Source organism: Paenibacillus sp. FSL K6-1096, assembly GCF_037977055.1.
GTDB lineage: Bacteria > Bacillota > Bacilli > Paenibacillales > Paenibacillaceae > Paenibacillus_AQ.
The window spans coordinates 3,892,759-3,912,492 of the sequence record NZ_CP150274.1 but is presented as its reverse complement, the minus strand read 5'-3'; the positions used below and the strand labels follow the sequence as shown (position 1 = coordinate 3,912,492).

General features: G+C 51.0%; 20 protein-coding genes. 6 read left to right on the top strand and 14 right to left on the bottom strand.

From position 1 onward, the window contains the following. Positions 1-26: 26 nt before the first annotated feature. The 5 genes from MHI24_RS17520 to MHI24_RS17500 all read right to left on the bottom strand — a co-directional run bounded on the left by MHI24_RS17520 (position 27) and on the right by MHI24_RS17500 (position 5,222). On the bottom strand, positions 27-1,118 hold the full coding sequence (locus tag MHI24_RS17520; protein WP_340020809.1) for a radical SAM protein: 1,092 nt from the start codon (positions 1,116-1,118) through the stop codon (positions 27-29). A 28-nt stretch (positions 1,119-1,146) separates the two neighbouring features. Then, positions 1,147-2,262, bottom strand: a complete 1,116-nt coding sequence (locus tag MHI24_RS17515) for a S8 family serine peptidase (protein WP_340020808.1) — start codon at positions 2,260-2,262, stop codon at positions 1,147-1,149. 80 nt (positions 2,263-2,342) lie between these two features. Beyond that, on the bottom strand, positions 2,343-2,486 hold the full coding sequence (locus tag MHI24_RS17510) for a hypothetical protein (RefSeq protein ID WP_340020807.1): 144 nt from the start codon (positions 2,484-2,486) through the stop codon (positions 2,343-2,345). A gap of 37 nt (positions 2,487-2,523) precedes the next feature. Then, a complete protein-coding gene (locus MHI24_RS17505) occupies positions 2,524-4,077 on the bottom strand; it encodes a radical SAM protein (RefSeq protein WP_340020806.1) in 1,554 nt (517 codons plus the stop codon). Further along, on the bottom strand, positions 4,074-5,222 hold the full coding sequence (locus MHI24_RS17500) for a radical SAM protein (protein WP_340020805.1): 1,149 nt from the start codon (positions 5,220-5,222) through the stop codon (positions 4,074-4,076). The genes MHI24_RS17505 and MHI24_RS17500 overlap by 4 nt, the downstream gene beginning before the upstream one ends. A 170-nt stretch (positions 5,223-5,392) precedes the next feature. On the opposite strand from MHI24_RS17500, the gene MHI24_RS17495 reads away from it, so the two are divergent. Then, the gene (locus MHI24_RS17495; RefSeq protein ID WP_340020803.1) at positions 5,393-6,343 is read left to right on the top strand and encodes a hypothetical protein; all 951 of its coding nucleotides are present in this window, start codon (positions 5,393-5,395) and stop codon (positions 6,341-6,343) included. Positions 6,344-6,393: 50 nt separating this feature from the next. Here the strand turns inward: MHI24_RS17495 and MHI24_RS17490 are convergent, their stop codons facing one another. From MHI24_RS17490 to MHI24_RS17480, 3 genes are read right to left on the bottom strand one after another with little or no spacing between them, the layout of a single operon-like run. Further along, entirely contained in the window at positions 6,394-9,003 is a 2,610-nt protein-coding gene (locus tag MHI24_RS17490) for a metallophosphoesterase (protein ID WP_340020802.1), read from the bottom strand. Between the two features lie 3 nt (positions 9,004-9,006). Further along, on the bottom strand, positions 9,007-10,272 hold the full coding sequence (locus MHI24_RS17485; RefSeq protein ID WP_340020801.1) for a class I SAM-dependent methyltransferase: 1,266 nt from the start codon (positions 10,270-10,272) through the stop codon (positions 9,007-9,009). A 15-nt stretch (positions 10,273-10,287) separates the two neighbouring features. Beyond that, positions 10,288-11,082: a nucleotidyltransferase domain-containing protein gene (locus tag MHI24_RS17480; protein ID WP_340020800.1), complete on the bottom strand. Its 795-nt coding sequence runs from the start codon at positions 11,080-11,082 to the stop codon at positions 10,288-10,290. Positions 11,083-11,258: 176 nt separating this feature from the next. Between MHI24_RS17480 and MHI24_RS17475 the strand changes: the two genes are divergently transcribed. Genes MHI24_RS17475 through MHI24_RS17465 form a run of 3 tightly spaced genes read left to right on the top strand, consistent with a single transcriptional unit; the run spans position 11,259 to position 14,840 of the window. Continuing rightward, positions 11,259-12,572 carry a WYL domain-containing protein gene (locus MHI24_RS17475; protein ID WP_340020799.1) on the top strand — a complete coding sequence of 438 codons (1,314 nt, stop codon included), beginning with the start codon at positions 11,259-11,261 and terminating at the stop codon, positions 12,570-12,572. Next, a complete protein-coding gene (locus MHI24_RS17470) occupies positions 12,559-13,365 on the top strand; it encodes a WYL domain-containing protein (protein WP_340020798.1) in 807 nt (268 codons plus the stop codon). Before MHI24_RS17475 ends, MHI24_RS17470 begins: the two co-directional genes overlap by 14 nt. Positions 13,366-13,370: 5 nt before the next feature. Then, positions 13,371-14,840, top strand: a complete 1,470-nt coding sequence (locus MHI24_RS17465) for a potassium channel family protein (protein ID WP_340026719.1) — start codon at positions 13,371-13,373, stop codon at positions 14,838-14,840. Here MHI24_RS17465 and MHI24_RS17460 read toward each other — a convergent pair. After that, positions 14,813-15,070, bottom strand: coding sequence for a DUF6809 family protein (locus MHI24_RS17460; RefSeq protein WP_340020797.1), 258 nt, complete (start codon positions 15,068-15,070; stop codon positions 14,813-14,815). The genes MHI24_RS17465 and MHI24_RS17460 overlap by 28 nt on opposite strands. A 58-nt stretch (positions 15,071-15,128) precedes the next feature. Between MHI24_RS17460 and MHI24_RS17455 the strand changes: the two genes are divergently transcribed. Then, positions 15,129-15,359 carry a helix-turn-helix transcriptional regulator gene (locus tag MHI24_RS17455; protein ID WP_340020796.1) on the top strand — a complete coding sequence of 77 codons (231 nt, stop codon included), beginning with the start codon at positions 15,129-15,131 and terminating at the stop codon, positions 15,357-15,359. Between the two features lie 95 nt (positions 15,360-15,454). Here the strand turns inward: MHI24_RS17455 and MHI24_RS17450 are convergent, their stop codons facing one another. Both MHI24_RS17450 and MHI24_RS17445 read right to left on the bottom strand, forming a co-directional pair. Continuing rightward, positions 15,455-17,560: a pectate lyase gene (locus tag MHI24_RS17450; RefSeq protein ID WP_340020795.1), complete on the bottom strand. Its 2,106-nt coding sequence runs from the start codon at positions 17,558-17,560 to the stop codon at positions 15,455-15,457. A 203-nt stretch (positions 17,561-17,763) separates the two neighbouring features. Further along, complete coding sequence (locus MHI24_RS17445; protein ID WP_340020793.1) at positions 17,764-18,153, bottom strand: DUF948 domain-containing protein; 390 nt, start codon at positions 18,151-18,153, stop codon at positions 17,764-17,766. Positions 18,154-18,265: 112 nt separating this feature from the next. On the opposite strand from MHI24_RS17445, the gene MHI24_RS17440 reads away from it, so the two are divergent. Continuing rightward, the gene (locus MHI24_RS17440) at positions 18,266-18,802 is read left to right on the top strand and encodes a GNAT family N-acetyltransferase (protein WP_340020792.1); all 537 of its coding nucleotides are present in this window, start codon (positions 18,266-18,268) and stop codon (positions 18,800-18,802) included. Between the two features lie 37 nt (positions 18,803-18,839). Here MHI24_RS17440 and MHI24_RS17435 read toward each other — a convergent pair whose 3' ends face one another. Genes MHI24_RS17435 through MHI24_RS17425 form a run of 3 tightly spaced genes read right to left on the bottom strand, consistent with a single transcriptional unit; the run spans position 18,840 to position 19,696 of the window. After that, positions 18,840-19,190 (bottom strand): nitrous oxide-stimulated promoter family protein, encoded by a 351-nt coding sequence (locus MHI24_RS17435; RefSeq protein WP_340020791.1) that lies wholly within the window; start codon positions 19,188-19,190, stop codon positions 18,840-18,842. A 30-nt stretch (positions 19,191-19,220) separates the two neighbouring features. Next, complete coding sequence (locus tag MHI24_RS17430) at positions 19,221-19,478, bottom strand: hypothetical protein (protein ID WP_340020790.1); 258 nt, start codon at positions 19,476-19,478, stop codon at positions 19,221-19,223. A gap of 26 nt (positions 19,479-19,504) precedes the next feature. Continuing rightward, positions 19,505-19,696 (bottom strand): hypothetical protein, encoded by a 192-nt coding sequence (locus MHI24_RS17425; protein ID WP_340020789.1) that lies wholly within the window; start codon positions 19,694-19,696, stop codon positions 19,505-19,507. Positions 19,697-19,734 lie beyond the last annotated feature (38 nt).

The window sequence follows — 19,734 nt, the reverse complement described above, 5'->3', positions numbered from 1 at the left end:
CGCACTCCAGATATAATCATTCATTCCTATACTCCTTTCGGAACGCTCATCATCTCTAACATCCGCTTCCATTCCGGATTATGATGCAGCTTATTCGTCAGCTCATAGCGCATTTTGGCATGCTCACAGAACATTTTAGGCACGGTATAGAAGTCATTGGTCTGCTCCATGTTCATCATCAGGCAATCACATGCCGGGCAATAGGCCTGGATGCTGCAATCGATACAATCCCCGGTCAGCTCCCGCTGGTAGTGCTTGAACCGGTTGGCCCGGGCCTCATTGATGCCCTCTGCGGTTGACCCGATTCTCACCTCATCCTTGAAGCAGGCGTAACACGGATACAGCTCCCCTTCTGTATTCACATACATGCTGCTGATGCCTGCACCGCAGTAATAGTTCTTCCTTGGCTTAATCTGCGGCATCAGTCCATTATCAATGAAGGTCCAGATGAAGCCCCTCTTGTTCTGAATGCGTTCAAAGTAGAGATCGACAACTTGTTCATATTCGGCTCTCAAGCCGGCCAACTCCTGATCACTCCAGCAATCAGTGAAATTCAGCGCCGTATCAAACATACGGAACCCTAAGTCCGCGAGGTGCCGGATATTCGCCAGAAAATGAGTATAGTTATTCCGGCTGATGACCATGCTTACCTGAATCGGCTTTTTTAGCTTCCTCTGGTAGTCCATGAACAAGTCGAGATTCCGGATGACCAGCTGGTAACTGTCCGCATTGCCTGGATTCCGCCTGTTGAGATTATGATCCTCTGGGAGCCCGTCAATACTTACCTTCAAGAAAAACTGATGCTCTGCAAAAAAATCAATATGCCTAGCCTGCAACAACGTACCGTTCGTAGTCAATTCATAAGCGATATCATATCCGTCTGCAGCTGACTTGGAATACTCAACCAGCGAGACCATTTGCGGAAATTGCAATAATGGTTCCCCGCCAAAAAAGCTGATCAGCAGCTTCCTGGTGGGCAGTACCTTCGCTCTCTCTATCCCCAGATCTATCGCCCTGCAGGCCGTCTCTATATCCATGGTGTTGGTGAAGCGGGGCTGATAACAATAACTGCAGCGCAAATTACAATTCTTAGTTAATTCCAGCGCTATTTTGTACATAGATACCTCCATAAATGTGCAGAGCGCATTAAATATAACGGGTCTTGATAAAAACCTTGGCTTCTGAAGCCAACCGGTACAGCTCAGCATGGACATCGGGCGGAAGAGCATCCTTAAGCAGAACATTTCTCCCCATTCGTACCGCCCGGGTAATTAATTCATGAATCATCCGCTCTTTAAGTTCGTCTGGCATAAAACTGACGTCACCAATCAATAGAGTATCTGCCAGCGCCAGCCCCTCCTCCAGATCGGTGAAGACTTTAACCCGGCAATGCCCCTCAGTTGTGCTTATATAAAAAGAATTCCTATCGAATTTTCGGTAGTCATAGAACCCTACAATGACCGGATCGCCCTTCTGGTGGACTCTGATCCGCTCCATATTCTCTGCGTTCACCGGAAAGAGCAGCCCCTTCTCAATGTCCAGTCTCCGGTTGCAGGCCTGGTCGGAATGAATAGATGACAGCTTCAAGCTCCGGGCAGCTAATTGATTGATGATCCATTCTTTATCTCGGTGCTTACCCGTGTACATCAGGTGTGCCAGAATACCGCTGAAATGCGCCGAAGCGAAGCTATTGCCTCCCGCATAAGTGAAAGCACCGTCTTGGGTACAGACCTTCTGCTGGAAGCCGTTCGCATACACATTCATAGAATCGGCATCATATACAAAGCCATATTTGTTCTTCACATACTCACTTTTGACGCCGAACACATTGGTGAAAGAGGCAGGATAACTGACCTCAGTGATATTGTTAAACGCAGCAACAATCACGACTCCGGCCCGTTCAGCTTCATCACAGAGAGCCTGCAGCTCAGGAGCATATTTCTCCATGGTTGTGCCCAGGCTAAGGTTGATAATATGAACCTTCGCAGCGAGAGCGTACTGAAGGGCTTGCTTCAGCAGAGCAAATCTGCATTTCAGTTTCCCATCCAATATGCCGAGACTTAAGATTTCAACCTCTGGACATTTGCCGGTGATAATGCCGGCGACCGCCGTGCCATGTCCATTGACATCATGGATATCATTCTCTATCTGCACATTCCCGTTCTCTTCGTATAATCGCAGGTTACGGATGTCTTTATCAGCAAGGACCGGATGGTTAATATTCACGCCGCTATCAATGATGGCAACCTTAATACTGTTCATCAGCAAACCTCATTCAGGACTTAATAACAATGCCGTCCTTTCTCTGGAAGACCCGGGACGGCATTGTTGTACATTATGCATTAGTCAGCTTCGGTAAATATAACGGTCGAGAAAATGCAGTCATGATAGCACATAGCCGCTGCAGAGGAGCAGCTATAGTAGCCTTCCACTTCAAATTCCTCTTCTGCCGGAGCCGTCAGGTTCAATTCTTGTTCTTTGTCCATTGATATCACCTCCTTCACGTAATATGGATGAAGGATTTCACGAGGTTAGGCTTACCAGGCTCCCGTCCGCATCCCATGCGGTTAATTGGTTGTTGAATTTCTGTATGTATGCCTGGAGACTCGCGTCAGTTAAATCCGGCTCATGTTGAATCTCTGCAGATATGGAGTCAATCAGCGAATAGACCTCATAGGACCACCGGGCTAAGAGCTGCTCCCTGCGCTGCGGGGAAGGAGTCTTGCGGATTTCCAGATACTTAATGGACGGTGAAATCACCTTGAGGCTTTGGGTCAGCAGATGATACAAGAATTCCACCCGCTGATCCTGAAATCTGTACGGATAGTGATCGCCAAACATATCATCGAACGACAGCTCCTCATCCATATCGATGACCGGCTTTAAGCGGTGATACGCAACCGAATACGGATAAATAGCCATCCGACTGATCACTCGTCTTAGCGTGAATTTGGTATGCTCGATACAAAACTTCATATTTTCCCTGAAGCTCTCAACCGTTGACAGCGGCTCAAACATCATAAAACCGACGTTGATGCGAATCTTTAGACCATTAAGGATAGAGAGCGCTTTCTTTATCTGATCTACGGTTATCCCCTTCCGGTAGTCATTCAAGGTGCTCTGCACCCCGAATTCAACACCAAGAAATATACTCTCCAGACCGGCTTGCGCTAGAAGCTGAAACGTCTCCGGATCAACACTGTCCGCCCTGCAATACAAACTGAATTTAATGTGCAGGTTCTTATCGAGCAGCAGCTGTGCAATCTGCCTGGCCCGCTCCTGGCCTCTAATCCCCGGACCGACGAATTCTTCATCGGAGAAGTGGATATATTTCACCCCATACGTTGTGACCAGATGCTCAATCTCTTGCACGACATTCTCAGCGCTTCTGCCTCTCCACTTCATGCCTTGCTGCTGATCATAATAAGAATGCACCGCGCAGAACGTACACTGGCCGAAGCACCCGCGGCTGGAATTCACCTGTATTCGGCCTTTCCTCTGCAAGATGATATCGATATGATCCCGCGCCGGGAACGGCAGCTCATTCAGCTCCTCGGCGGACATTAACCTGCGGTCGCCGCTGCTCAGCACAATCCCGTCCTCTCTCCGGTAGAGTAAGCCGGCAACATCCTTTATAGAGGCATTCTCTTTCAACCGCTCAATAAGCTCCTTGATGGTTCGTTCCCCTTCCCCGAGGGTGAGCGAATGAACTCTAGCCTCCCGCTGAAGAATCTGATCCCTAAAGAAGGTTGCGTAATATCCGCCGACATTAATATGTACATTCTCCAGGTCTGCCCCGGATAGCTGATCTAATATGCTGCGCATTCCTCTGAAATAATCCGAGGACATCAGGGTGAAGCCCAGAAAGTCGAACTTGCCGTGTGAGATTCGCTCAGCAACCTCTTCGATGCTTAACCTTTCCACAAAGGGCTCAATAATCTCCACACTTACACCGAACTGTCTCAGATACGAGGCGATATAGCCGAACCCCAAATATTCAACCACCATATCACTGAATTCATGGGTAGGACAAAATAACGGTACAACCAGACCAACCTTGAATGGGTTCCCGGTCAATAGACTCGTTCCTCTCCACGGATGTATTTTTCAATCTTCTGATTTACCTTTAGCTCTGGCATAGTTTTGAGCTTATCGAACATCCAATGGATCTGCTGATCCCCGTTCTGATATAGTTGCTCAACCACTTCAGATTGCATGCTGTATAACACCTGCTCATGCTTACACAAAAATGGATTCGGCCGGTCCAGGTATCCATTTGTCACCAAGTTCAGGAACCCGCACTTCCTGGCATGACAAAAGCCCTGTATGCTGCAGTCACCGCACCCGTTCTCTCTGAGCAACGAGGATTCAATACAAGTTTTGCGTTTCAAAGGGGAGATGCCGCGGAAGATATCACCGATACAATACTCTTCCTGATCCACCACATACACGCATGGATAGATCTCCCCCGAGGTGCTTAACGAGAAGCTGCCAAACCCCGCATTGCAGAACAATGGAGGGGAATCCAGCATATAACAAGAGAATTTGCCGTCAAATAGATTAATCTTCAGGTTACTCACGGGTCTCTCTATCAGGTAAAACTCTTTAATCCGCTCAAACGAAGCAGTAAGGCGTTCAAACTGGTCATCCCAGTTGGCGAAGGAGTCGGCAATAATATTGATTTTCAGAAAATGATTAGCGATTAACCACTCCACACTATCCGTAAGGTAGACTACATTCTCCGGAGTAACGGTCATGCGTACTGTGAAATCTGCTCCTGCGTTTCGGAGATAGCCGGCACCTTGGAGAACTTGCTCAAATGATCCTTTATTATTAAAAGTTCTTCTATGCAGGTTATGTGCTTGTTCATTTCCATCCAGGCTCAGCCGCAATATAAATTGATGAGCATGCAGGAAATCGGCAATCTCTTGGGTCAACAGCGTGCCATTAGTCGTCATTGAGAATTCCAGCCGGAAATCCGGGTTGGTTAATTTTCTTTTTTCGTTTATGTATTCAACCAGATACTTAATGAGCTCAAATTCGATAAGCGGTTCTCCGCCATGAAAATTAATGTTAAAAATACCATCTTTATCTTTGTCCCAAAAAAAGTCTATAATCTGCTTGCCTGTTTCTTTGGTCATCCGGTTCTTATTCTTGTCACCTTCATAACAATAATTGCAATTTAAATTGCAGGTATTCGTGGTAAAGAGATTTAACTTCATTCTCACACCCCAAGTTCCATTAATTTAATTAAATCCTAATATTAAACATTCTAATTGTCAGTATAATACATCACTTTAATAATTTTTAATTTATATTAGAATTTTGAGGCGTTTTCAACATACTAGCATTCCTGCTATAGTTAACTTATAACGTAGACCGGGAGAGAACCATGCAACCATTCAATAAAATTGATGCCCAGCAAATTCTGATGAACGAAATAGATACGAGCACCTTGCTGCGGGAGTACCCCGAATACAAAGAGGAGGTGCTTCAGGAAATACAGCGTCTGACCAGCAACCAGCAAACTAGCCTGATTCATAATCTGCTGAGCAAATATACAAGCAGTGCCAAGCTCGCCAAGTCAAAAATTCTAAAAAGCGGCTTCAACCAGACCACCGTGGATGCCTTCTTACCGGATATTATTAAAGCGCGCTTCGCGATTTATCTGATCGAGCAGCTTCAGCTAGCGGTGTCCACCGGGACTGCCTCCGGGAGCGTGAGGTTCAATCTATGGGACGGCTTCATTCTGCAAAAGCTCCTGTTCAAGCGGAAGCTTGAACGCAAGCCTGTCTCGCTTCCGCTGTTCAGGCTGTTCTGGCCCGTGATTATCCGTAAAAAGGTGTTAATGCCGCTTGTGAACAAGCAAGGCATCTACTGCTTCTATTCAAGCCGCCTAATCAAGGAGCTGTCCGCTCTGATCGGGGATCAGAAGTGTGTGGAGATTGCTGCGGGGGATGGCACATTAACCCGGTTCCTGAAGGACAACGGGACGAACTGCATCGCAACGGATGATCACAGTTGGGCACACTACATCACTTACCCGGAGGACGTAGAGAAGGCCGATGCCAAAGCGGCGCTGAACAAATATGCACCCCAGGTGGTCATCTGCTCCTGGCCAGTGCCTAAAAATAATTATGAGAAGCATGTATTCAGCTCGAATTCAGCCGATATGTACATCGTTATTGGCAGCAGAGACCCGGCGATTACGGGCGACTTCGATACGTATACCCGGGCGGACCATTTCAGCATGGAGCTGAATGAGTCTTTATCTCGGCTCATCCTGCCGCCCTCGGAGGATCACGCGGTATATATCTTCAGACGTAAAACATCATCTCTATAACAAAACAAAGGCAGACCACCGGGAGCCTCCCGGCAGCCTGCCTCACCATTTTATAGCCTTGGATCGATCTCCTGCTCCTTCTTCACCTCGAACAGCAGGTTCGCGGCAATCTGCTTGTAGGTGTCGTTGTCCGCTGAGATCTCCTCCAGCTTGACCTCCAGCAGCTGCTTGCCCAGCCGGTGCTCGGCTAAGGATGTCCGCAGCTTCGGCACGATGTTCTTCTGCTTCAGCAGCTTGGCATATTTGTGCGGGAACCGGTAATCGTAGCCATAGATGATCGACAGGTACCCCGGATTGCGGACCTTCAGGTAAGGCACCACTCCCGGCTGCTCCTGCTCCGGCTTGATGACGATGCCTTCCATCTTCTGCTCAACCGTAATAGCGGCGAAATATTCCTCAGCCAGGCTGTAAGCCTCCGGCTTCTGCAGGTCCAGCACCAGAATCTCATCGTCATTCAGGAAGCGGTACTGCTCCGAGGTTACCCCCTCAGGCAGCCGTTCCTCCCCGCTCTCCAGCACCTCTTTTAGGATGGCAAATGGCTTATAGTCCAGCTCCGCATCCCCGGCGTACAGCTCCAGCTGCTGCTTATACACCCGGTATGCTTCATCCCGCTGGTCAAGCCCCACGTAAGAGTCCCGGATGCTGCGCACATGCTTAAACGTCTGGTACACATGCGCGCCGTAGCTCTTGTTAAGCGCTTCTTTGGTCAGATGATGCTGGTCCTGCTCGAACCCGCTGGCTTCATACACCTGGATCAGCTCACCGAGCGATTCCTCGAACCCGTGCTCTCTAAGGAACGCAAGCTCATTCTCCAGCGCCCGCCCAATCGGCTCGAATTGGCGTTCGATCAGCCCTTCCCCCAGCGCCTTCCAGGGCAAAAGCTCCCCGTCCAGCAGCAGCACACGGATACCTTGCTCCACCATATACGTTCCGAACCGCTCCAGCAGCCCTTCGTAAACCGGCGTCAGATCGACAGCTTTGACCTTATAACCGTTACGGCTAACCGCATAGCAATGCTCTACGTCCCGGTACAGATACACCGTGCAGCGGGAGCCCATGTATTTAGGCTGAAGGACCACCTCGGATATCCCGCGTCCGGCGTAATAGTCCAAGCCCTTGCGCAGCGACTCCAGCTCGCCCGTTGCTTCATCCTTATCCGCCGGCGACATCGTCCCGGAGATGAAGTTGACCTTATTCTGTGAGGAATAGTGCAGTCTGCGCATGGACTCCGTATCCAGCTCCTGCAGAGAGACCTTGTGCTCCTCGCGGAAGAGGACCGGCAACTCCTCCTGCAGTAGAGGCTGCTGGGATTTATGGCTTTTGTAGAACGGCTTGAAGGAGATGCGGACCGAGGTCAGCCCGTTCCCCTGCACAGCCCCCGTGTCGAGATGAAGCTTGTTCTTGATCCGGAACGTCTGCTTCGCCGCAATATGGCCGAACAGGTGAAACGGATGGTTCCCCTCCGCTTCCTCCTTCAGGAATTCAAGCTGCGGCTCGTAAGCAGATTCACGGTCCAGCCGGAAGTTGCGCTGATGGCGCAGCGAGTTCGTATCCAGCTTCCCGATATACTTGTTGCGGCAAGGCGCATGCGTCACATAGAAGGAAGGGCCGTGCATCCCGATATAACGGTAAAAAGGCTTCGCCCTCTCCACCAGCACGGAGAATTGTCGGAACAGCTCCTCGTCCTCCTGTAACACCTGAGTGGAGTCAAAATAACTTCTCAACAGCTCCGGCTCGACCCCCTTGATCTCCCCGCGCAGATACTTGTAGACGAAGTTCTCATGGTTGCCCATGACGAACAGGAAATGCTCCTGATTGTTATACAGGAACTCTATGATCTCCCGGGTCTGCTTACCCTTATCGATCCAGTCGCCCGCCAGGATGATCCGTGTATTTTTCAGCTTATCCGTAACGCTTAGCTTCCCTTCCTCGATCTTGTAACCGTAGCTGCGCAGCAGGCCTTGCAGCTCCTGAACACATTCGTGTACGTCTCCGACCACAATGTATTCCTGATCCTGCGGAAGCACCGCAGCGGCATACGCCTCCCAGTCCTGAATATGCACCCGGTAATCCGGGTTCGGCTGCTTTTTCCCCGTACCTTCAGTACCTTCCAGACCTTCCAGCAGAAAATCCTTCGCGCGCACCTTATGAACACTACCGTAGCCCTCGCGGGACAGCACAGGCAGCACTTCTCGGCGCAGCCGGTTCAGGTGGCTGGAAATCAGCTTCTTCGAGCGCTCCGAGGCATAATAATCCTCCCGCTTACGGTAATCGAACAGAATCACTTCAACGTTATAGTTATTCTCCTGGGCAATCGCCCGCACCTTGCTGCGGTAGTCTTCGGCGAGGCCAATCGTATCCAGAATGACAAACTCGGCATTAATCGGCCAGGAGGTGACCCGCTTCAGCCGCTCGAACAACAGCGCGAATGTATGTGAGCTGGCCTCCAGCATCACCTGGTCGTATTTATCGTAATCATAGCCCAGGATCTCCTGACGGATCATATCCGAGGACAGATACTGCACATTCGTGCGCAGACCTGTGGCGCTGTCCGAAAGCTTAAGCTGGGGGATCAGCACTTCCTTGGCAAAAGTAGACTTCCCGCACTCCGTCGCGCCAACCAGCATGAATATCGTGTGTACCTTCGTCTGAATGTCCATGGTTTATCCCTCCTGTCTGCGCACAATGGCGCTCTGTGTGGTGCGGATCTCGCCTACCCGGTCGCCTACCAGTGAGAATTCGATCTCCACATCCAGTCCTTGCAGTGTAGCAGTCAGCCACTCCTGGAACGCCGCCTGACCCTTTTCCCACTTATGATCCTCATGCCGGAAGCCTTCCAGCTCATAGTATGGGTTGAAATCCGCATTCGGCGTGGTCACGATCAGCTGCCCGAAGTCCACCTCACGAATGATCTGGCGGATTAGCGCCGCTGCTTCTGCCTCGCTCATATGCTCCACTACCTCAGTCAAAATGACATCCACCTGCTCCCCGTTGTACGACTCCAGGAAATGCTCCAGCGAGCGGAAGGTCGCGATGTTGTCGATGTCCTTGGCTTTTGCCTTGCGGTTCACGGCCTCCAGCAGCTCCTCGTTGATATCCACTGCGTAATAGGTGCCCTCGATCTTCCCGGCATACGGAATAGCGTAGAAGCCTTCCCCGCAGCCGACATCCAGGATGGGCTTATCGAATGAAAGCAATCCCGAGATATATGTGCGCCGCTGCATGGCGGTACTTCCATACTCCAGCCCGATCGAATACAGCTCCGTATGTTCAATGGCGGCCTTATACCGTCTGAACTGCTCGCGGGTCTTCAAGAGGCTCCGGGCGAACAGGCTGCGGATATAGAATGGCGCATCCATCACGCTCAGGCTGGGGATATACTTCTCCAGAATCCGGTCGGAGATATCGATATATTCGTCCCCGAAGATCGATAGGAACAACGACAGTACGCTGACCACATGCAGGAGGTGGTAGAGGCTTTTGCGCGTAGTAATGGTTAGGGAGTAGCTCTTATGCGCCTGATGCTCCAGCTTGAACGTGTAGTCCTTCAGATGCTGCGCGAAGAACTTTATATAATGCAGACGCTCGACGTGAATCATCTGGATGTACCAAGAATGCTCATACCCTTCCGCATCGCGATCATCCAGCGCCTTGAACGGGGCCGAGAAGAACTCATTCACCGCATTCAGCGGGAACAGCGGAGTGTTATAGCGGGAGACATTGAGGTACTCGAAGCTCTCGCCTTCGTTCTTTTTATAGGAGATTTCATTGTCAGCGTCCTTAAAATACACATTATAAGTGGTCTCATCCGAATACCAGCCGTAGGCGATACCCTGGCGGACCGGGCGCAGCTGCATCCCGCTCTGCGGATTCTTGCGGATGATGAAGCTCAGCTGCGGGTTCGTTGATCTCAGTTGTATAATAGCCATGATTGTCTGCCTCCTCTACAAATTCAGTCCCCACACTTCCTGCAAAGCATCCCGGAAAAGAGCATCAAGCTGCCGGTCCCGATTGTCCCCCTTGGTACTCAGGTATGCCGCTGCTGTCTTCTCCAGCGCTTGCAATTGCTCTTCCAGATACTCATTAATCGCACTAAGCCGCGGCTCCAGGTCAAGCTCCTCTCCTGACCGCTTCCGGGCCAGCAGTTGCTGCACCACCGGCCACAGCGGGCCGTTTCTTGGAATCAGCCGGTCCACCAGCACCTCGAATTCCATCGGCGGCATCTCCCCGTACCGGTGAATCCACTCACAGGCCAGCACCGGGCGCAGCACGTAGAAATATTTCTTGATCTTGACCTGCTCCCCTTGCAGGTAATCGCGGTAGTTCCCTCTGGCCATATTCAGGTAGTGGTACATACAGGATTTCGGGGAAAAGGTATACGGCGAGATCCCCCTGAGCTGCTCCGCCACACTAAACTTCTCAGCATACTGGATCGGGGATTGCAGCCACTCCAGCAGCGGCGGGTTGGATTTGCGGAACAGTCTCAGCGCTTTGCGCAGATCCCAGCCGCTTAAATCCAGCATATTATTAATTGGACGCTCTATGACATCTCGTGTATCCCAGATCGATAAATACCACTCCGGCTTATGCAGGTAGATGAACCGCACATCGTAATCGCTGTCCTGCGAGGGGAAGCCCCATGCCCGGCTGCCAGACTCGCACGCATAGAGGATCGTCACTTGCTCCTCTTGTTCAACCTGCTTCAATTGCTCATGGATGAGCGTATTTATAGGATTCATGGTGTCCCTCCGTTCCAAGTCGGTTTCGCTGGCTTTATCTTCCTTCATTTTGCCAGGGAGGAACAGGGTGGAAGTATGGCGGCGGACAAAAATCTTCCATTTCATGCAACTCTGGTGCTTAATAGAGGTATTAACTAATACAATTCTTGACTGCATAACAGGCTGGGGGAATACATATGGCCAGAGAAAGCTTCGATAAAGAAATACAGTTTCTTCGCTTATTGTCGTTAGCCGGGGGCGCTTACAGCAGGCAGCAGTTCGCCGAGCGGCTCGGCATTTCCGTACATACCTATGACAAAACGCTGCGCAATCTCAAGGAGATGGTGACGGTCCTGCAGCAGGACCTGCCTGCTGAGCAAGGCACCGAGCTGTCCGAGTGGCTCCGCTACAATTACTATGAGTCCGCCGACCCGCTGCTCCTGTTTCTGTTCCGGGCGAAATCGCTAAAGGAAACGGAGAGCATCCGGCTGACGCTGCTGTTAACCGCACTTCAAGCGCAGGAGCTGACGGCCAAGGAGCTGCATGACGGCTGCTGTGACCAGATGCCTGCCGATTCGCCGCTGCCGGACGAGAAGACGATCCGGGGAGACCTGAAATACCTGGAGGAGGTCGGCGTAATTGTACGGGTGAATGACAAACGTCCCTACCGGTACAAGGCAGCCAATGATCTGCTGGACCAGTTGACGGATGACGAGCTGCTCGACCTGTTCGATTATGTGGATGTGATCGCCAATACGCAGATTCCGTCTGTTCAGGGTTACCTGCTGCGTGACAACCTGAAGAAGGCGCTGCGGATACGGGGGATGAATCCCGAGGCTACAGAGACCCACCGCTACAAATACCATTACCATTCAAGGATTCTGGATGAGGCCCATCTCTATACGATCCACGGGGCGATTCAGCAACGCCGGAGAATTAGCTTCCTCTACCTGTCGCCCAAAAAAGGCATGAACTACACCTCCCAGAACACCAATCCCCTGTTCGCGCGGGAATCGGCGGGTGTCAGCGACAGCCTGCTTCCGCTTCGTGTCGTCTACGATCATCAGTATGGGCGCTGGTATCTGATCGGCTATCATAGCCGGACAGGGATTAAGAAATTACGGATGGACGGCCTAACCCAGATTGAAGAAGGTGAGCCTGTAGAGGAAGAGGAATTTGCACAGCGGCTTCAGCAGTTGGAGCTCCAGATGAAGCATAGCTGGGTAACCGATACTAACCGTGCGGTCAAGGTCGCCGTCCGGTTCTTTAACCCCAGACGGTCCGGGGCCAACTTCATCCGGGAGCGGGTCGAGGCGCAGGGGCAGTGGGGCGTGATTACAGAGGAATCCGATACGACCTTCCTGTATGAGATTACGGTGAATGAGATTTTTGAGATCAAGCCGTGGCTGCGGAGCTTCGGCTCCAGCTGCGAGATTCTGGAGCCCCGCTGGCTGCGTAAGCAGTTCATTGAGGAATGGAAGGAGATGAAGAGCTACTATGAATCCTTTTGAGAAAATATTCAACTTCCAGATCATCTCCCGCCTGGAGGAGGCAGGCTCTCTGGCGCTGACCTCGCAGGAGCGTTCCTGGCTGAAGACGATGCTGCGGCATCCGGCGGCGGCCGAGGCTTTTTCACCGGAAACCTTGCTTAAACTGAACTCCCTGCTGGAAACCGAAACCTCGATTGAAGTGGGGGAGATCATAATCGAGAAGGCCCGCAGCAAGGAGCGCCAGGTCTATCACCCGCTGCTCCGCCACCTGCGCCGCATCATCATGCAAGATCAGGGGATTGAGATTACCTATGCGATCAAGCATGGCGGGGAACGGACCGATCCGTCCGGCTTCCCCCACAAGCTGGAGTACAATATGTACAAGCGGGAATGGTATCTGCAATGGTACAGCACCCGGCAGCGCTCGCTCATGTCCACGAAGCTGGCGAACATCATCTCGGTCAGGCCCGCCCCGGTCCCGGCTAAGCGCATCGACGGCCTCAAGGCCCGGATCGCCCGCTTACTGGATGGCCGGAAGGCCTCCGCCTGCATCCAGGTCATTCCCGTCTACAATGCCGAGCTGTCGCGGATCTTGGCCGCCTTCTCCTGCTTTGACAAGTCCGTCTCCTTCGATGAATCCGCCGGCCTCTACCACATCACCGTCCACTACATGAGGGATGACAGCGAATTCCTGCTCTCCCGCATCCGCTTCCTGGGCCTGCGCGTGAAGATCACCGAGGGCGAGCAGCTGAAGCAGCGTATGCTGATGTCGGCGGAGATGGCGGTGGGGAGGTATGGGGAGCTGGCGGAGTGAAGGCGATGGTGTTCAGGCGACAGGTCATTCTTGTCCTCTCCTTGATCTGGATTATAAGTCTCTTCTGTAATCATACGCAGGTATCTGCTGAGAACAACCCGCTCCCCCTTCAACATGTTAAGATCACTAAAGTGATCGATCTTGTGACGCTCAAAGCCGGGGATGGAAGAATCATTCCACTCTATGGGATCAGCAATGAATATGTGGGGAAATACAATCAGAAGTTAAAAGATGCCTCAACTGTCGAGTTGCCCGAGGGAGGGGAGCTATACACATCTGGGACCTACTTCAAGGGGGAGTCCATTGAGCATCTCGTAGACAGGGGCATCCGTCTGTATCAGGAGCTTGTTCTGGGGACAACGGTGTATCTGGAGGAAGCTTCAGCGAATTCTTTCATTGTCTATCTGGATTCTGCGAAGCAGCATTCCCTGAATCAATTGGCCGTGAAGGCGGGATTTGTCACGGTCTCCAAGGACCACCGTAAGCTCCCTAATTTGTTGATTCAACAAGAAGAGGCGAGGATGTTAAAATCCGGGCTGTGGGATATCATCGTCTATGTAGATTTTCCCGGAAGTTGGGCGAGCAGTAATACGATTCCTTATACACTTGTCTTCGTCTGGCTTAACTTTGTGTTTAGTCTTGTAGTGTATACTTTGTATACTAGGAATAGGACCGTTTTGGGCGTTATTGCGTTGTATTCAGCACTTATTCTCAACACCGGCTTCCCTGCTTCCCAGATTTATTTCGCCAATTCAATACATGAATACTTCTGGGTACCGCCGGTAATTTTCTTATCGTTTGTTTTGATCTGTGTTAGCGAATTTGTGTTATTTATCTTCTCAAGGGTTAAAAAGAATCTGCTCTATGTGACTCTGGAAATCTTCCTGTTCATGGTCCTGGTGATTGTAGGGTTTGCCATCCTGTATCAAGGCTACTCTAATACCACTGTGACACGATCAGAAATCTCATATTCTCTGCCGGATTTCGAGTATTCCTCTAACATCCACAAAGAGGAGCCTGCCGGAGATTATATCCTGCTGCCGGATAGTGAATACGGAGCTGGTAACCCGGTTGAGGTTAATCATAGTAACATCGAGAACAAGCATTACCATTTAAGCCTGCTCAATGCGGTGTATTTTAGTGCGACGACGTTTTTTACAGTGGGGTATGGGGATTTCTCGCCCAAAGGGTTCCTGAAGATCCTAAGCATGATCGAGATGGCCATTGGGAGCCTATCGCAAATCATTCTGTTCAGTATTATGATCTCCAAAATCTCTCTTCCGGGCTCTGCTTCCAGCTCATCCCGTGACCAGGCAGCTCCGCTTTCAGGGCCAATTCCAACCCGAACAAGCCGGATCAAGTCAAACCAGGCAGCAGCAAAAAAGACCAAACCATTCGTGAATCTGCTATACATCATCCTGATTATTGAGAATCTGTATGTCGTCTATCAGTTCTTCATCGTGGATCGTTCCTGATCATCGGCCAGTACTTCAATCATCATCATCGTCCCGGCCTTGAACCCGGACACAAATGCAGCGGTCATATCCATTCCCTGCACTTGTGAATACAGCTCCAATAAGGCCTCCAGCTCCTCGAACTCCTCTGGGGACAGCCTCTGTTTCCAAGCTTCCAGAGAATCAGTAATCTGCCTGTTGAGCGGGCGGTAATGGGGGTCGTGATATAGGGAATCGGGAATGTCGGGCATAGGGACCTCCTTCATGGGTTTCATCATAATTTAGGCTCAGAATGAGTGAGGGATTATTATGAAAAAAAGGATAGTAGTGAAAATAGCTGATCTAACTAAAAAACATAAGATTTCGATGCGGGAGTTGTCTAGATTATCGAAGGTCCGCCACGCAGCATTAAGCGAATTAACTAATGGAAAACGAGAAAGCATTAATTTCAGCCATATCGTTAGAATTGCAGAGGCTTTAAACATTGAAGATATACGGGAAATAATTGATTTAGTTGATATATCGGAAGATCAAGAATAGGCAAGCTTCTCAAAAAGTAGAGCAAAAGACACCCCTAAGGTGTGAGGTGTCTTTTGTTCACTCCGCCTGGGTAGACTCTTAACCCCAGAGCTTATCTACTCCACCACCAAATAATACAAATTAGCCGTAGTATCCTTGGTAATCGTATGCGCACCCGCTGCAAGGGAAACGGTAGCTATGCCGTTCGTGATCGGGTAGCTGGTGCCATCGACCTTGATCTTCGAGCCCTCTGAATTGAACACCATTGTTAGCGTTGAAGCCTTGGCTGTGGTGAACTGAATGCGGGTGGCGCTCTCGATCTTCAGGCACTGGGTTAAGGTCAGGCCGTTATAGGAGACCGTTCCCTTGCTGGTAGAGAGGTTGCCTTGAATGGTGAAGAAGCTGCTCGATGTCCCGGATACGGTAAAATTGTGCACCGCCGCTCCAGGGGTAGGCGTTGAAGTTGGCGCCGCTGTCGGCACCGGAGTTGCCGTTGGCGCAGGCGTTGCTGATGGAGTCGGCGATGGACCGCCCGGATTCGCCTCGCCGCCCACGGATACCAGCCCCGAGGTGTAACTGCGGATCGCCGCCATTAACGGAGCATTGATCGCGTAGGAGGTGTCGTCCACGGCGTTATTGAAGCTCCAGCTAAAGTCGCCTCCGCCCTGGCGTCCTGCTCCCGCTCTAACTTTCTGCTCCACTGCGCTTACACTATCGACAGCAGCTGCGCTGACACCTGTATCGACCAGCGTATCGAAGTTGTTATACGCCGTTCCGCCGACAAGCGCTTTGTATGAACCGGGAACGGCTTCGCTTCTGGATGAGGCCAGATAAGCATCCGAAGAAGTCGCATTCGCCGGAGCCGTTCCTGCACCGGAGTTTGCATAGATCAAGCTTGCTGCCCCAACCACACTGTTATTGAAGGCCTTGATCATCCCGCCGTTCTCCCCAGAGAAGGTGCCTTCGCCCAGCGCATCCGTCCCCTGAAGGGAGCTTAGCATCGGGTATTTGGCATTGCGGAACACATTGCTCTCCACGAAGGCTGATGCGCCGGTCGTTACGCCTACACCGTATTTTGACACACCGTCATAGAAGTTGTTATATACATGGACCGAGGCCACTCTGATCCGCGGGTGACGGGAGTCGGAATGGTCGAACCAGTTATGGTGGAAGGTGACGAAGAACTCTGCGGTTTCGCTAAGACCGACCAATGCCGCTTTGCCGGAATCGAAGTAGTGGTTATAGGAGATGGTGATATACGTTGAGCCTTTCTTGAGGTCGGTGGAGCCGTCGCCCTTGGCCTGGTCCGCATCGCTTCCCGCCGAGCCATAGAAAATATCATTATTATGCACCCACATATTCGCATTGCCTGTATCCATGGAAATCCCGTCATCCGGGAACAGCATCAGGCCGAGATTCCTCACCTCCACATTTCCCGCGTATCTGAGCAGCAGCCCCCAGCCATAGGCATACGCGTCATTGCCAACCCCTTCAATGGTCAGGTTCATTTGGGTATAATTGCTTTTCCCCTTGACCTCCAGATAACCGTTGCTGTTCAGCTGCCCGCTCAGGTCGGCCGCTGTCACTTTCCCGATGAGCCGGATGGCTAGCGGGTTGGTATCATACCCTTTTTGCCGGAGAGCAAGAATGCTGCCAAGACCTGTCCCCGTCTGCACTGTGCCCGAGCTGCTGACCACCACGGGAAGCGTTACAGTCTGCGCGTTCTGAGAGGTGACATAGAGCACCTGCGCCCCGCTCTTCAGCGTTCCATTGTCATTATAAGCACCGGAGCCTGTACCATAAGGAGATGCAGTGGAAAAAGCAAACCCCGACCGGTCATACCCCGCCACAGCCAGCGTCCCCGTTACTGCACTTGCCGTTCCCCCGCCGGACAGCTCAGCTTCAACCTTCATGACATAGCTGCCGGCGGCCAGCCCTACCGCATCCGCTCTCCAATAGGAAGCGTATTTGCGGATCAGTTCATTGTGAAGCTGCTGATACTGGGAATCTGCTGCGCCTGCAGCTTTAACATAGACTTTGTAGCCGGATGCGTTACTGACGGGCGACCACTGTACGTAAGCAGCTTCATTCCCTCCTCCACTGCCGGTTACCGTAAGTCCCGCTGCGTGGACCAATGGAGTTCCCCACCCACTGAATGTTAGCGTCAATACCAGAGTCAGCAATAATAGGATACTGATACCTTTTGCCGGTGTTCTTTTCATTCCTAAGCCTCCCGATTAGAGTATGTGAACACCCCGAGCATAGCAGACACCCCCATAGTACTAAACAATCATTTGCTCAGTTCTCCGGCGTTGATGCACTATTATGAGTTAATGATTATTTTGCAGCGAAATGATACCTGTGCACCAAAAAGACACCCTCTCAGGGTGCCTACAACTATCGCTTACTATTGGTGATGCTGAGGTCACTGAAACTTCGTATTGACGCGGATCTGGCCGCTTTTGCTTTTGACCGCCGGCTTCTCAGGCTCTTGGCTCAGGTTCTGGCCGATGTCGGTAGCGTTCTTCTTGAAGGTCTCCGTCACGGTCTGAATAACCTCTCCAACATTGTGCGCAGATTCAAAAATCGGGTCGATGGTCTTAATCTTCCCTTTGACATCCCGGGTGACCTGATTGGCGGTGTGAATGAGCTGCGTTGCCTCTCCCGTCAGCCCGTGAATGGCATTCCTCACCTCGCCCAGCGTCTTGTTGGTTTCCCCGAGTGTAGTCATTCCCTTGCGCAGCGTAAGAATCACGAATACCACCAGTCCGACAAAAGCAACCGCAGCCAAAGCAACACTAAGCTGAATTAACATATGCACCGCCTCCTGTAGTTCCACTCTATGTCCAAGTTACAGACATCATTCCTACATGTTGTTTATAATAGGGGTACAAAACTGCGCCCACCCACCTTAAGGAGGAACCATCATGCAAGAGATTATAACCGACCGGTTAATCATCAGAAACTTCCGGGAGACGGATGCACCGGGAATGCTGGAGTACCTGGCGAATCCGCGGGTCAACTGCTTCCTTAGCGAGCGTATCTCTACCTTAGAGGAGGCCATCGCCACCGCCAGCGAACGAAGTCAGGATGACTCGCATCTGGCTGTAAGCTTGAAGGAGACCGGGGCGATCATTGGCGACCTGTTCTGTATGAAGGAGGAGCCGGACACCTACAGTGTGGGATGGCACTTTAATCCGGCCTACGAGGGCAAAGGCTATGCCAGCGAAGGCGCCCGCGCGCTGCTGCGCTATCTTTTCGTGGAGCAGGAAGCCAGACGCATCTACGCCTACGTCGAGGACGACAATTCCAGATCGCAGAAGCTCTGCGAGAAGCTGGGCATGCGCCGGGAGGGCTGCTTCCTCGAATTCATCTCCTTCACCACGAATGAAGACGGAACGCCGAAGTACGAGAACACCCAGCAGTTCGCTATATTGAAGCGGGAGTGGGTGGGGATGGTGTAGTCCCATTCGCCCGGCAGCCGTGAGAGATGGCTGCCCGCTATCGGGACAGCGGTCTTTTCAACTTTTCTGGTAAGGGGATATGCCTTATGGACTCTAACGGATGATAGAGCAGCATCCTTGGTCCTGAGAAACGCATAACCCCCTTGATTTTTTGGCGGTAGACTGGGGTATAACAATGAATCGGGCACTTTGCACAAGCTGTTTTCTCTTCACCGAATTTGCAGTAGGAGAGTCTTGTCATAACATACTCATTTAAATTCCGGCATTCCTCACAGAGCTCCTGCTCATGATGTTTTCTCTTGCAATAGATACGAATCATCTTTGAAGCTATGATTTTTTCTTTGCGGATTACAGGGCCATCGTTCAGCGGCAGCTCTGCTGCTCTCATATCAATGAAGCCTCCTTGACTTAGTTGAGCTTATTCATCTAAATCTTTGAAATGAAAATGCTCATGATGAATCGCATCCATTCCAACCAGCTCCCTGCTCTTCTTATGAAAATACGGAAACATCCGGTTAACAGGCAGCCGTAGAAGCTGATAATTCTTATCCTTAGGCAGCTTGTCTATTTCTTCTACAGCCCTGTCCCGTATTGTAAAAACTCCTACAGGATAAAAATTAGGAAACCGGCCCGTCTGCCCGGCAACAAAAATAACCCAGATATGTTCATCAGCCATTTGGACACCTTACCTTTATGTAGTCATCAACGATTTCTTAGGTCTTCAAGAATACCCAGATCCTCTTCAAACACATCACAGTACGCCCCAATCACCTCAGGTCGAACTTGATCAGGACATGTAGCAACCCGGAATTTTGGCAATATCAATTCGCCACGTTCATTTTTGATAAACTCGATTTCATTTCCCGACGAGATAAACGAATTATCCTTGGCCATCTTGATCACACCCATCCGCTTCAAGTTACAGATACGTA

Bases quoted from the DNA above. Each gene is read 5' to 3' on its own strand.
- MHI24_RS17520 (WP_340020809.1), bottom strand. From the start codon at position 1,118: ATGTACAAAATAGCGCTGGAATTAACTAAGAATTGTAATTTGCGCTGC.
- MHI24_RS17515 (WP_340020808.1), bottom strand. From the start codon at position 2,262: ATGAACAGTATTAAGGTTGCCATCATTGATAGCGGCGTGAATATTAAC.
- MHI24_RS17510 (WP_340020807.1), bottom strand. From the start codon at position 2,486: ATGGACAAAGAACAAGAATTGAACCTGACGGCTCCGGCAGAAGAGGAA.
- MHI24_RS17500 (WP_340020805.1), bottom strand. From the start codon at position 5,222: ATGAAGTTAAATCTCTTTACCACGAATACCTGCAATTTAAATTGCAAT.
- MHI24_RS17495 (WP_340020803.1), top strand. From the start codon at position 5,393: ATGCAACCATTCAATAAAATTGATGCCCAGCAAATTCTGATGAACGAA.
- MHI24_RS17490 (WP_340020802.1), bottom strand. From the start codon at position 9,003: ATGGACATTCAGACGAAGGTACACACGATATTCATGCTGGTTGGCGCG.
- MHI24_RS17485 (WP_340020801.1), bottom strand. From the start codon at position 10,272: ATGGCTATTATACAACTGAGATCAACGAACCCGCAGCTGAGCTTCATC.
- MHI24_RS17480 (WP_340020800.1), bottom strand. From the start codon at position 11,082: ATGAATCCTATAAATACGCTCATCCATGAGCAATTGAAGCAGGTTGAA.
- MHI24_RS17475 (WP_340020799.1), top strand. From the start codon at position 11,259: ATGGCCAGAGAAAGCTTCGATAAAGAAATACAGTTTCTTCGCTTATTG.
- MHI24_RS17470 (WP_340020798.1), top strand. From the start codon at position 12,559: ATGAATCCTTTTGAGAAAATATTCAACTTCCAGATCATCTCCCGCCTG.
- MHI24_RS17465 (WP_340026719.1), top strand. From the start codon at position 13,371: ATGGTGTTCAGGCGACAGGTCATTCTTGTCCTCTCCTTGATCTGGATT.
- MHI24_RS17460 (WP_340020797.1), bottom strand. From the start codon at position 15,070: ATGCCCGACATTCCCGATTCCCTATATCACGACCCCCATTACCGCCCG.
- MHI24_RS17455 (WP_340020796.1), top strand. From the start codon at position 15,129: ATGAAAAAAAGGATAGTAGTGAAAATAGCTGATCTAACTAAAAAACAT.
- MHI24_RS17450 (WP_340020795.1), bottom strand. From the start codon at position 17,560: ATGAAAAGAACACCGGCAAAAGGTATCAGTATCCTATTATTGCTGACT.
- MHI24_RS17445 (WP_340020793.1), bottom strand. From the start codon at position 18,153: ATGTTAATTCAGCTTAGTGTTGCTTTGGCTGCGGTTGCTTTTGTCGGA.
- MHI24_RS17440 (WP_340020792.1), top strand. From the start codon at position 18,266: ATGCAAGAGATTATAACCGACCGGTTAATCATCAGAAACTTCCGGGAG.
- MHI24_RS17435 (WP_340020791.1), bottom strand. From the start codon at position 19,190: ATGAGAGCAGCAGAGCTGCCGCTGAACGATGGCCCTGTAATCCGCAAA.
- MHI24_RS17430 (WP_340020790.1), bottom strand. From the start codon at position 19,478: ATGGCTGATGAACATATCTGGGTTATTTTTGTTGCCGGGCAGACGGGC.
- MHI24_RS17425 (WP_340020789.1), bottom strand. From the start codon at position 19,696: ATGGCCAAGGATAATTCGTTTATCTCGTCGGGAAATGAAATCGAGTTT.